Consider the following 12721-nt stretch of genomic DNA (forward strand, 5'->3'; position numbering starts at 1 on the left):
CTGAATTATTCTCCATGGTTTTTGTTGAAGCTAGATGTAAGAGGTTAAGCAGGCTTTATTGTGATTAGTTCATTGTATTTGGTTAGAAGAAGGTCATGTCCCTGAGCCTTTTCATATATATTTCAAGTATTCTTCCTAATAAGTTATAATGTTATTATAAGTAATAAGAACTATCAGGAGGAAAATATGAAAAAAGATATACATGTAGTTGGAGCAGTTATAGTAAAAGATGGAAAAATTTTGTGTGCGCAAAGAGGTCCTGGTAAATCGTTGGCATATAAGTGGGAGTTCCCTGGTGGAAAAATAGAAAAAGGTGAACTACCTAAAGAAGCTTTACAAAGAGAAATTAAAGAGGAAATGAAATGTACAATTGAAGTTGGAGATCAAGTCGAACATACAAGTTATGAATATGATTTTGGAATTGTTCACCTAACAACTTTTATTTGCAAGCTTAATGAAGGAAATCCTATATTAACTGAACATGTAAATATAAAGTGGTTGCAACCCAGTGAACTCCAAACTTTAGACTGGGCACCAGCTGATATTCCAGCAATAAATAAATTAGCTGAGGAAGTTAATTTATAGTCTATTCACTATAATAAGTTAATCTCGTATAAGGTTATGCTGGAGGAAGGATGGTATTAATGGAGCAACTAATCGATGATTTAAAATCAGCATTACATAAAGGGTTTATAGATAGCAAAATTAAAAGTTATGGTAGTCATTCTCCTAAATTATTGATGAATAACCAGCAAAATAATGAGAACGTTTTAACTTCAATTGTAGAGGAGTTAGATCATTGTAAGAGTTTTTTATTTTCAGTAGCATTTATTACTGAGAGTGGCTTAGCTACATTGAAATCACATTTATTGGACTTGAAGAAAAAGGGCATTAGAGGACGTATCTTAACGTCTACATTTTTAAACTTTAATCAGCCTAAAGTATTTAAAGAATTACTAAAGATTACAAATGTAGAGGTACGATTAGCTGAAGTAGAAGGCTTTCATTCTAAAGGGTACATATTTGAAAGAGAAAATTATTACACATTAGTGGTAGGTAGTTCTAATTTAACTGCGAAGGCATTAAAAGTGAATCACGAATGGAATGTCAAACTTACATCACATGAAAATGGTGAATTAATTCATCATTTTAAGGAGCAATTCGAACAAATCTGGGAACAGAGCACACCTTTGAATGATGGGTGGATAAATAAATATGAAAAGAATTTTACTCCGATAGATTTTAAGTCTGCAGAAAAATTGCTAGATTTCCCGGTGGATTATAATCATAATCCACTAGAAGAAGCGTTGAATATTACCCCAAATAAAATGCAACAAGCTGCATTAAAGCAAATTAATGCTCTAAGAAGTAAAGGGCATGATAAAGGATTGGTAATTTCTTCAACTGGTACAGGTAAAACGTATCTTTCAGCTTTTGATGTAAGACAATTTGCACCAAGACGTATGCTGTTTATCGTCCATCGGGAACAAATCCTTAATCAAGCTAAATCAGATTTTAAGAGAATTTTAGGAGGACTGGAGAAAGATTTCGGAATACTGTCTGGTTCAAGTAATGAGACTGATGCGAGATATTTATTTGCAACAATACAAATGATATCGAAACAAGAGAAATTAGAGAATTTTAGCCGTGATGAATTTGATTATATTTTAATTGATGAGGTACATAAAGCAGGTGCGAAATCCTATTTAAAGGTCATTGATTATTTTACCCCGAAATTCTTATTGGGTATGACTGCAACTCCAGAGAGAACTGACGATTTTAATATTTATGAGTTGTTTAATTATAACATAGCCTATGAAATTAGATTACAGGAAGCATTAGAAGAAGATATGCTCTGTCCGTTCCACTATTTTGGTGTGACTGACTTGGAATATGAAGGAAAATTAATCGACGATACTACAATTCTTTCAAGATTGGTTACAAAAGAACGTGTGAATCACATTCTAGATAAGATTAATTATTATGGATATTCCGGTGAAAAAGTTAGAGGTTTAATGTTTTGTAGTCGGAAGGAAGAGGCAGTCAAACTATCACATGCATTGAATGATCGAGGTCTAAAGACGATAGCTTTAACGGGGGAAAATTCCCAAGAAGAACGAATGCTACAAGTATCTAGATTAGAAAATGGTGAATTGGATTATATTTTGACGGTTGATATTTTTAATGAAGGTATTGATATCCCAAGTATAAACCAAGTTGTTATGTTAAGACAGACGCAATCCAGTATTATTTTTATTCAACAACTTGGGCGTGGATTAAGGAAACATAATTCAAAGGATTTTGTTACAGTAATTGATTTTATTGGAAATTATAAGAACAATTACCTTATCCCAATAGCATTGTCTGGAGATAAGTCGCAGAATAAAGATAATATTAGAAGACAAACATCAGAAACTAGTTATATTAAAGGGGTTTCAACAGTAAACTTTGAAGAAATTGCTAGAAAGCAAATCTTTAAGTCTATTAACAATAGTAATCTAACAGCAGTTAAAGTTTTAAGAGAAGCTTATATGAATTTAAAAAATAGGTTAGGAAGAGTACCAGATTTAATTGACTTTGTTATTAACCATTCTATTGATCCAACAGTTATAGTGGATAAGTTTAAAAACTACTATCAGTTTCTTTTGAAGATGAATGAAGAAATTCCTGGATTAAGTTCTTATGAGGAAAAAGTACTTACAATGGTATCCATTGAACTTTTAAACGGAAAACGAAAGCATGAATTAGTGCTTTTAAAATTACTTATGGGGAATATGAGAGTGACCGAAGAAAAGTATATAAATACTTTACGTGAATCTGGATGTTCAACTGATGATGGGACTATAGACTCTGTGCGTCGCATATTTGATCTCTCTTTCTTTACTCAATCAGATAAGAAAAAGTATGGAGAAGAGCCAATAGTAATATTTAGTGATGAGGAATACGCATTTAATGAAACAATAAAAAATAGTCTTCAATCTAATGAATATTTTCGTCATTCTCTAAATGATATAGTAGAAAGTGGTTTTGAAAAAAGTCACAAGTATGCTTGTAATCAATCACTTACCTTATATGAGAAATACTCAAGAAAGGATGTATGTAAGCTCCTAAACTGGAATAATGATGAGAGTTCCACTATGTACGGCTATAAGCCTAAACATGGTACTTGCCCAATCTTTGTAACTTACCACAAGGATGAAGAAGTAGAATCAAGTGTTAACTATGGTGACGAATTCATAACACCCGAAACATTTAAATGGTATACAAGAAGTAATAGAACACTACAATCAAAAGAAGTCCAAAAAATTATCCATGCTGAGGAAAAAAACATGGATATTCATCTCTTTGTTAAAAAGGATGATGATGAGGGCAGCAGTTTTTATTACCTTGGAAAGGCTAATCCTGATAAAAAAACGGTCAAACAAGATACTATGCTTGATAAAAATGGCAACCAAATACCGGTAGTTCATATGAATATGATCATGGAAAAACCTGTTGATAATAGGTTATATCGGTATATAGTAGAGGGGATAAACGATTAACATTGTAGTTTTTTTGGATACTGTAGGCAGCCCAAGGATAAGTCGAATTTTTAACAGTCATCGACTCTACCTTTAAAGCATTTTGTCCTTATAATGATTGTTGGCTGGGATAGATAATCGAAAGAGATCCCAGCCAAACCCCACTCACTTCCTCAAAAAATTCTCCGTATAAAACGGCTGATTCTCCTCATTAAAAGCAACCCCAACCGCTAAGGAATCAAATCCAGCTTTTAAGATATTTTCCCTATGACCCAGCGAATTCATCAATCCTTCATGGGCAAAGATACTGCTTGGTTGACCGGTTGCGAGGTTTTCGCCAGCTCCACGGAAGGATATGGCGTCGTCGGCCATTCGGTCAAAGGGGGATTTTCCTTCTAGGTTTTCATGGCTAAAGTAGTTATTCTTCGCCATGTCTGCACTGTGATCACGGGCTGTTTTTCGTAATGGTTCTTCCCAAGAAAGGACAGAGAGCCCTCGCTTTACTCGTTCAGCATTCGTAAGGTCGAATAATTGATATTCTAATCCTTGTTGTAATGCAGGTGTTGCATCTCCAAAATAGGCTGCTTTCTGTTTTTCTAAATCAGCGCTGATGATTTGAATAGCAGTCACTCTATTGTTTTCATGCAGATCATAAAAGATCGTGACATAATTGTTATCGATTAGAAAGGTATTGTACTCGTCGGTTTCTTGTACCTGGTAGAGAATCCTCCCCTTGCGAATCGCTTTAATCGGGTCATCTAGAGTGGACAATACGTCATTTCTCGAACTGTTGAATGTTATTCCGACTTTCGATGCTAATAAGTCTTGATTCGTGTATAGTCCAGCAACCTTGTCTGAGGAATCATACGCTACCATGAGGAAGTTATGGTAATTCTCATGGTAGGTAGCCCATTCGACGCCGTATTCATTTAATGTGGAACGCTTTGGTTTTCCAACTTGTTTTTCCACCTCGGAGCGCATATCACCAATTTCAATATTATGGATTGAAAAGGTTTGATCTGTCGGCTGCGTTAATTTTGGCGCTTCTGGTGTTGGTTCTGTAGGAGAAGTATTCTCCTTATTCGAGCTGAACTTATTCCAGAGAAGCTCAAATTCTTGTTTAAGGGTATCCAGTGTTAAGGCAATTCTGGGACTATCCATTATTTCTTCTACATCGTGCTTCATTTTGTCATAAGTACCTCGGTAGCCAGATTCCTGGAAGGCATCACCATAAAAATGCCAAAGTACCCCTATCAATAATACTAAAAATAGTATAGTTCTTAATTTAGGCATGATCGTCATCCTTATTTTTATAGCTTTCTAGATTATTCGTAATAACAGTATGAACAAAAGGGTGGGGAAATAGTAGTTTGAGAATTAAAATATTATACGACAATGTTTATTCAAAGGAAACAGTAATTGCTTATTTGATTCGGAGTTTTTACTGAAAATTAACATTCCTATGAAATGGGAAGCGATCTTGTACTATTAAAAATTCCAAATAAGCATGTAATATTCTATTTCGTATTATTGGTGTTTAAACAAAGCGCTTTTATCTATCTCTTAACTCATTTAATTCTGGAATTTGTTTATAAATATCTGATAGCTTATCGACAACTTCTAATTTCATTTTATCCCCGCCATTCCCCGTCATAGCAGTATTAACAAATCCATAGGTTAATTTTAACAACGATTTAGCATCCTCTTCCGAAAGATGATTAATAGCATGTATCGTATTCTCAAACTCATTAGTCTCTCTATCTTTCAATATAATCCCTCCATCTAACATAGATTCCTTAAAAACTAACTTGCTCACCTTGTTTAACGCGTGCGCCCGCTTATGAAATTTATCATTGTTTTCCAGTTAAGATTTCAAATACCCTCTCGGAAGCTGCTTCAGATAACGTAACATAATTCGATTGTCGACGATGATCAGTTCTAATGTTCCATTTTCATTTAACCAAACATGGTGTTCATAAGAATTCCAAGTAAATTGATAATCTGGGGGACGTATATCAAGTTTGATATTCTCTTGCCAATCGGCATTATCTAAAGCCTCGATAATTTCATTAACTACTTCCCTATCATCTATTTCATTAATTAGTTCATAGTTCCCATTACTATTTTTTTGTTTAACTATTACAGGATTACCGTCCCACGTATTACTATAAACTCTTTCTTTTGTGGAAAGGTTCATTTCGCTATTACTATTAGGTGCATCTTGACTACATCCAACCAAACTGATCCCCATTACGAGGATTAACAAAACTAGTTTTTTCATAACTTTACCTCAATGCCATTAAATGGTTACATTTCCTTACTAATCTTGCTTATTCGTATATAACTACTATCTAAATACTAACATAATATTCCAATATAGGATTAATCGTATAGAAAAAGACGATCCAATTCAAAGACCGCCTTATAACCTTGCCCCGACATCATGGAAGATTCTATTGATACCACTTGGGTTTTAATCTACTGAAGTAATCATGATCTTCTAAATACATATACACTTTATCTAACATCTCATTCATGTTGTTTGGAATAGTTTTTAAAGTCCATACTACAGTGGAGAAAACGCACATTGCTAAGTATAGTGAATACAATCTCCAAAAAGCTTCATCTGGTTCTTTATTATTAAAATAACCTTTGATTTGTCCAATTGAAAAGGGTATGCTTACTCCACGACTGAAAATTCCTATCTTCAGAAATTCGTGAATAGGATCACCCCAATCATACCTGCCAAAGTCAATAACTCCCGCGAATTTTTTATTATTCACAATGATGTTTCCAAGGTGAAAATCATCATGTTGAAATACGTTCGGGCGTTGTTTCATGAGATGAATATTCTCATCAATAAAATTCATGATGATATGATCATTTTTAACTTTTACCCCACAATCTAAGTAGGCATCTATATATTTGTTATGTTTTGCAACTTTCCTTGAATACCACGAAGAAATATGTGCTGGAGCAGATAATTGGTGCATTTTTCTTAATTCTATTCCAGCCTCAATACCAATATTCAATTGCTCTTGTTCTGAGTATTTTAGGATTTCATTCTCAGCATCCTTGCCCTCTATATAGGATGTGACCATATATCCTCGATTACCTACCTCACCAATTGAAATCGGTTTTGAACAGGTAACATTATAATCCTGCATCTTTTCTAAAATAGAGTATTCTGTCTTCTTTACTTCCAACTCTTCTAAATCAAACATCCGAAGTAGAAATTTATTGTTACCATCTTGCATATGTATAAGAAATTTTTCATCTGAGGAAAACCCCTTTGTAATTTCAATAATTTCTTTGTAATCGCTTATTATTGGAATCTGTTTTATTAATGTTTCACTCACAACCTCACCCCTGGTATTATGGAAATTAACTTTATAATCTAGTTATCTATGAAAAAATGGATTTCTTCCTTTCATTAAACCTGTCCTCCATACTTTTAGGCCTGCTAGTTGGTTTCGTATCAATATCTAACTATCACTCTGGATTTCATTATATTGCATTATCGTAGCTGTGACAAAATGCAATATTAATTATTCTTAGAAGTCCTTTGTCATCACTTTAGATTCTTAGAACTTAGGTGTATCAATATATCAAGTAAATACTATATTGTCCTATAAAACAATCAAACCATTCCCATCCTAAACAAAAATGCTTTCTATCATTCAACTCAATCCTAACAAATTTTTTCACCACCAATGCCTCTTTTTCCTCCCTCGCCACGATTATAACTATGAAGAACCAAAACAATCCGAAATAAACCAACAACTTGCTAAAGGAAAGGAGGTCTATCATGGAACGTCGAACTTTAACGGTCAAGGAAGTTGCCAATTATCTAGGTGTGCACACGGATACGATCTACACCATGGTCAAGCTAAAGCAGATTCCACATCTAAAGCTACGGAATCGGATTTTATTTACGAAGGATTCCATCGATTTATGGGTACAAGACGAGGCGAAGAAGAGTCTGGAAAATGAATAAAAAAAGCTAGGAAAGTGAGGGAATGATAATGGATTTTAATTTGGAAACGATGGCTTTTCGAAAATGGGCAAAGAAGCATAAACTAACGAATAGTGCAATTTCCTTGTGGTATGCCTTAATGGAAGTGAATGCTACCGTCGGGTGGAAAAGGAAGTTCAATGCACCAAATTCTACCCTTCAGGAAATAACAGGTTTATCGAAGCAGGGGCTTATTAATGCGAGAAATATGCTAAAGGAGAACAAGTTAATTCATTATAAGAAAGGATCAAAGGGGTGTGCTGGGGAATATCAACTTATTTCCTTAGTCCAAACACTTGACTCATCTGTCCATTCTGTTGACCAGGCAGTCCAAATTGTAGACCCCTATCGGTCAAAATATTTGCCCATACATAGACAAAGACATGGACAAGGACAAGAAAGACAGATGGATGAGCAAGCGATTATTTATTTTTATGAAGCACATATTGGCATGATGAGTATTTTCGGACGGGAAGAATTGCTCAGCTATAGGGATAAGATGTCGGATGAATTGATTTTGGCGGCGATTGAGCATGGGGCGGATAACGGTGCGAGGACGGTAAAGTATGTGGTGAGAATTTTAGAGGAATGGCTTGAAAATGGGCTGGAGACGGTAAAAGACGTGCTAGCTTATCGGAAGGCTCGGTTAAAACAGGTGCAAAAGACTGTTCCATTTCCGAAAAATAAGCAGGATGATTATCAGGCGTTATTTGATGAATTGAGGAGGGAGGGCTAGTGAACCGGCAGGAAGCAATTGATATTTTACAGTTGATTAAGGAGCTATATCCGAAGTTTAATGTGAAAAAGGAGCGGATGACATTTTTGATTCCGCTATTAGAGAAGATGGATTACCAACAGGTGATGGATAACCTTACCCACTATGTTTCGCAAAATCCCTTTCCACCAACGATTGCTGATATTGCTGCACCAATACAGGTGGAAAATGATTACCTGGAAGAGATGCAGGTGTGGGCGGAAGAGGCTCAGCAATTAGCCCCTGAAGTGAAGGCGCGATTTCATACGGAATTGCAGAATTTAGTGAGGAAGAAGTCAGGCTATGAAGCTGGAAAACTATGAAGCGGAGGTAGCGGTGCTTGGGGCGGTATTGCTAGATGGTTCGTTATTTCAGCAGATTACCGTGCAGGAGGAGCATTTTTACTTTGCTAAACATAAGACTATCTATCAGGCGATGAAGCAGGCGGTCAGTCAGGGGGAGTTTATCGATATTGTCGTTGTGACGACTTTTCTCGGAGAAGCGATCGAGGCGGTTGGGGGGACCACTTATCTTCTGGAGATGGCGGAATCTGTTGCTTCAACGGAGAGCATTACCCAGCATGAGCGGCTGATGCTCGATGCATATCGGAATCGAAAGACACGGGAATATGTATTGCAATATGCCACGGCCCCAAATGAGCAAGCATTAGATAGGCTAATCCAGCGACTGCAGGATTTTCAGACCATTGGTGTGGATAAAACGGAGAAGACGACCTATGATTATCTGTTAGAAATTACCGATGATATGTGCTTTTCGGATGGGGTATCCTCGGGACTGTTAACGACTTATGGGGAGCTGGATGCGATGACAGGAGGCTTTCAGCGTGGGGATTTAATTATTATTGCAGCCAGGCCCTCCGTTGGTAAAACAGCCTTTTCTCTTAATCTTGCAGCAGGGATTTGTAAGAATGGTGGGACGGCGGCTATCTTTAGCTTAGAGATGGGGACGAAGCAATTATTGCAGCGTGTCATTTCGGCGGAGGGGCTGATTAACAGTCAGAAGTGGCGGAGGATGACATTTTCTCAACGGGATTACGAGCATGCACTCCGGGCTATTGGGGAGATTGCCGATTGGGATTTGCGAATTTATGACCAGAAGCGTACAGTCCAGGAGATTCGGGCAACCATTCGGAAGCTCGTCTATAAACAACCAACGAAGAAGCATGTGGCGATTATAGATTACCTGCAGCTGATTACACCGGCAGTCAAAATGAACCGACGTGACTTAGAGATAGGGGAGATTACGCGCGAGTTAAAGCTACTAGCGATGGAGTTGAATATTCCGATTGTGCTACTTTCACAATTGTCTAGAGGGGTAGACTCCAGACAGGACAAGCGTCCCATGATGTCCGATCTCCGGGACTCTGGGAACATCGAACAGGATGCAGATGTCATTGCCTTTTTGTATCGGGACGATTATTACCATCGGGATACGGAACAGGCAGAACAAATTGAAATTATTATTGGCAAACAGCGAAATGGTCCAACCGGTACAGTACGAATGAAATTTCAGCGGGAATATGGGCGGTTTGAGGCAGGAAAGCAGGACAAAGTTGTAATAAGTAGATAGTAAAGGAAGTCAGGCTGTTAGAGTTCCTAGGTGATCGTTTTCTGTCCATTCACTAAGGGAAAAGGTACACTAGGAAAAGTTAGGAAGGATGATGACAATGGAGGTATAGCTATCTAGAACCCCGACAGCTTTTCAATTATCATGGATGAGGGAGTTTTGGCCCTGTTTTAAAAAAAATTATCGTGAAACTTTTAGTCTGTATTTTCGTACTATAGTTATCAGACGCCCCTCTATTATCTATTTTAGAAAGAAAAAAAGTCTAATAGATAGGATGTGTTGTATGAAAATCATCATTATGTTAGCAGTTGTCTATAGTATTTCATTGGTATTGATTTTAGCATTTGTGTACAAAAGTAATCAAAAAGAACCAGAAGAGGAAAAGATGAGTATATGGATGGTTTGGTTTGTTTCGGTATTGCTAGCCTTAATGCCAGCGATTGCGATTGCCATCCTATTATTGACGATACTTGGTTCAGCAAATGTAGTCGATATGCTGTTTTCTCTACAGTTAAGTACGAATCAATTAATCATGCTGACCATTTTCATCCTCATTTATCTCTTTACAATAGATAGTATTGTAGAGATAGTGGTAAAATACATAGTTGGAAAAGGGATCATCTATGATGTCATTATCCTGCTTTCTCGAACATTCGTATTCTATTGGATCGCGCTATTACAGAAGATCAACCAAATGAATAGCTTTATCATTGCACTAGGAGTGGCTTTCATTATCTTAATAATAGAGTTGCTATATCATGGTAGAAAGAAAAAATAACGGATCTACTGTTTCCAATAATAAGGAGGTCTCTACATATGCGTGATAGAAAATTAGCACATACGTTATCACCATCCTTCCCTAAAATACGCATGATTTCGGACACGCTAACCAATTTGGGTGGATTGGTAGTGGTTGGAATCCTATTTTGGTTATATCAGCTATTCGCATGGCCGATGTGGGCTTTTTGGATATTGCTGGCGGCACTTGTGTTTACGATAATAGGGTTTATTTGGTCGTTTATCGAGCCAATCTATTTGTACCGGAGCTGGAGCTATCAGGTGGATGAAGAATATTTACAATTAAGCTATGGCGTGCTGAAAAAGGAATGGGTAACCGTTCCGATGACAAAGGTTCAATCCGTATCAACTGTACAAGGTCCAATTATGAAACGCTATCAGACCCGTTCCATTAAGGTTGAAACGATGGGGTCTTCCCATGTGATTCCAGCTTTAGAAGAAACGAAAGCGCTCGAATTAAGGGAGCGGTTAATCGAATATGCGAAGTTGAAGGAAGTGGATGAATAATGCGATACCATCCATTGACCATTGCTTTTCGAATCTATCAATTTGTAAAAAACAGCTTTTTTATTATTCTTCTCTTATTTGTGCTTAGAAAGGATTCTGAGTTTTGGCTTTTTGAATATGGTCGGTATGCCTTTATCAGCATTGCGGTATTACGACTCATACATATTGTTCTTGCGTGGTTTGTGGAGAAATATGAATGGCATGAGCGCACCTTTCACCTCTATAAAGGGGTCTTTGTGAAGCAGACAAATACGATTCCATTCTCGAAAGTTCAAAATGTAACGAGAAAAACAACGGTTTTCCATAAAATACTTGGTGTTACCTCGATAACATTTGAAACAGCGATGGATGGGGAGGATGATTCCATTCATTTTGATGTGGTAACAAAGGATCATGCGAACTATTTGACAGACTTGGTTCGAGCTGGTAAAGAGAATGAAACCGAAACTACCAATCATATCGAGCTAGAGGAACAAGTGCCGGTGGAAGAACCCGTATCCAAGCCAAGGAGAACCATTCATTTCACCCCAGAACGAAAGGATTTATGGAAGGCAAGCTTCACATCGCTAAGCTTCTTAGCTATTATTCCCATTGCTTTTGGGGCGTGGGATTATATTCAGCCCTTCTTACCGGACGAGGATGAGGTGGAAGGAATCCTTCAATTGTTACTAGCTAGTAAGTGGTTAGTTGCCATCTTGATTATCTTGTTAGTCTTCGTTGCAGTTGGATTTGGTGTTGCTAGAACGTTTATACGTTTTGGGAAATATGAGATTTCCTCTGATGCAACCCATATCTACATTGAGCGCGGTGTACTGGATGAAAGTCAGTTCGTCATTGAGAAAAGGAAAATTCAAGGCTTGGAGATTACCCAGACATGGATTAAGCGGTTATTTGGCTTAGCGGAAGTGAAATTAATTAGCTCCTCTAACCGCATTCTAGATGGTGAGGTAAATGTAAATTCACTTTATCCTTTCTTACCTGTAGCGAAGGCTTATCAATTAATTGAAGAATTAATGCCAAGCTATCAATTAGATGTAGCATTGCACAGGCTTCCTCGTAATGCATTATGGGTGAAGCTAGTAAGGCCAAGCTGGGTATGGATAATTGCAACGATTGCTTTAATTTATTTCAAACCAGACCTTTTTCAAATAAAGCAAGCATGGTGGATTGCGATTATCGGGCTATTTGTGTTGATTGTTGTCCAGCGCATACTGGATTATGTGCACACGAAATATGCCTTTACAGAAGATCAGGTTCTGTGGTGGCATGGGGGCTTTACGAGTAGCATGTTTATCACGAAAAGGAAAAATGTGATTGAAATGAACTATTCGCAATCGGTGTTACAGCGATTTTTTTCGGTTGCGTCTGTCACTACCATTAATCGTTCTATCCCACCTCGTCACGAGACGATTCAGGATATTCCGTTTGAATATGCGGCTGCGATGAATGCGTGGTATTTACAACGAAGGCAGGATGTACAAGTGAAGTAGTGCTTTATAGAATTCTCGAAGTCGTCATTCGACAATATTCCTATATTTC

The 12721-nt window shown here is 37.1% G+C and carries 13 protein-coding genes; 9 read left to right on the top strand and 4 right to left on the bottom strand.

Annotated elements, in window-relative coordinates; translation table 11 throughout:
- Positions 1–186 precede the first annotated feature (186 nt).
- The gene (locus tag AAIB49_RS08370) at positions 187–585 is read left to right on the top strand and encodes a (deoxy)nucleoside triphosphate pyrophosphohydrolase (RefSeq protein ID WP_211741879.1); all 399 of its coding nucleotides are present in this window, start codon (positions 187–189) and stop codon (positions 583–585) included.
- 59 nt (positions 586–644) lie between these two features.
- Positions 645–3542: a DEAD/DEAH box helicase gene (locus AAIB49_RS08375; protein ID WP_343457785.1), complete on the top strand. Its 2898-nt coding sequence runs from the start codon at positions 645–647 to the stop codon at positions 3540–3542.
- A 144-nt stretch (positions 3543–3686) separates the two neighbouring features.
- On the opposite strand, the gene AAIB49_RS08380 is transcribed toward AAIB49_RS08375, so the two are convergent.
- The 4 genes from AAIB49_RS08380 to AAIB49_RS08395 all read right to left on the bottom strand — a co-directional run bounded on the left by AAIB49_RS08380 (position 3687) and on the right by AAIB49_RS08395 (position 6880).
- On the bottom strand, positions 3687–4814 hold the full coding sequence (locus AAIB49_RS08380; protein ID WP_339216309.1) for a CAP domain-containing protein: 1128 nt from the start codon (positions 4812–4814) through the stop codon (positions 3687–3689).
- A gap of 259 nt (positions 4815–5073) precedes the next feature.
- Complete coding sequence (locus tag AAIB49_RS08385; RefSeq protein WP_343457786.1) at positions 5074–5289, bottom strand: hypothetical protein; 216 nt, start codon at positions 5287–5289, stop codon at positions 5074–5076.
- Between the two features lie 96 nt (positions 5290–5385).
- A complete protein-coding gene (locus AAIB49_RS08390) occupies positions 5386–5802 on the bottom strand; it encodes a hypothetical protein (protein WP_343457787.1) in 417 nt (138 codons plus the stop codon).
- Between the two features lie 172 nt (positions 5803–5974).
- On the bottom strand, positions 5975–6880 hold the full coding sequence (locus tag AAIB49_RS08395; protein ID WP_343457788.1) for an aminoglycoside phosphotransferase family protein: 906 nt from the start codon (positions 6878–6880) through the stop codon (positions 5975–5977).
- Positions 6881–7329: 449 nt separating this feature from the next.
- Between AAIB49_RS08395 and AAIB49_RS08400 the strand changes: the two genes are divergently transcribed.
- From AAIB49_RS08400 to AAIB49_RS08430, 7 genes are all read left to right on the top strand, one after another.
- Entirely contained in the window at positions 7330–7518 is a 189-nt protein-coding gene (locus AAIB49_RS08400) for a helix-turn-helix domain-containing protein (RefSeq protein WP_343457789.1), read from the top strand.
- A gap of 28 nt (positions 7519–7546) precedes the next feature.
- Positions 7547–8272: a DnaD domain-containing protein gene (locus AAIB49_RS08405; RefSeq protein WP_339216299.1), complete on the top strand. Its 726-nt coding sequence runs from the start codon at positions 7547–7549 to the stop codon at positions 8270–8272.
- A complete protein-coding gene (locus AAIB49_RS08410) occupies positions 8272–8613 on the top strand; it encodes a replicative helicase loader/inhibitor (RefSeq protein ID WP_343457790.1) in 342 nt (113 codons plus the stop codon). Before AAIB49_RS08405 ends, AAIB49_RS08410 begins: the two co-directional genes overlap by 1 nt.
- A complete protein-coding gene (gene dnaB / locus AAIB49_RS08415) occupies positions 8594–9880 on the top strand; it encodes a replicative DNA helicase (protein ID WP_343457791.1) in 1287 nt (428 codons plus the stop codon). Before AAIB49_RS08410 ends, dnaB begins: the two co-directional genes overlap by 20 nt.
- A gap of 280 nt (positions 9881–10160) precedes the next feature.
- Complete coding sequence (locus tag AAIB49_RS08420; protein WP_343457792.1) at positions 10161–10655, top strand: hypothetical protein; 495 nt, start codon at positions 10161–10163, stop codon at positions 10653–10655.
- Positions 10656–10693: 38 nt separating this feature from the next.
- Positions 10694–11182, top strand: coding sequence for a PH domain-containing protein (locus tag AAIB49_RS08425; protein WP_186869160.1), 489 nt, complete (start codon positions 10694–10696; stop codon positions 11180–11182).
- Positions 11182–12672, top strand: a complete 1491-nt coding sequence (locus AAIB49_RS08430; RefSeq protein WP_343457793.1) for a PH domain-containing protein — start codon at positions 11182–11184, stop codon at positions 12670–12672. Before AAIB49_RS08425 ends, AAIB49_RS08430 begins: the two co-directional genes overlap by 1 nt.
- The last annotated feature ends 49 nt before the right edge of the window (positions 12673–12721 follow it).

The sequence above is a fragment of the Ornithinibacillus proteolyticus genome (assembly GCF_039581225.1).
GTDB classification, from domain to species: domain Bacteria; phylum Bacillota; class Bacilli; order Bacillales; family Amphibacillaceae; genus Ornithinibacillus; species Ornithinibacillus massiliensis.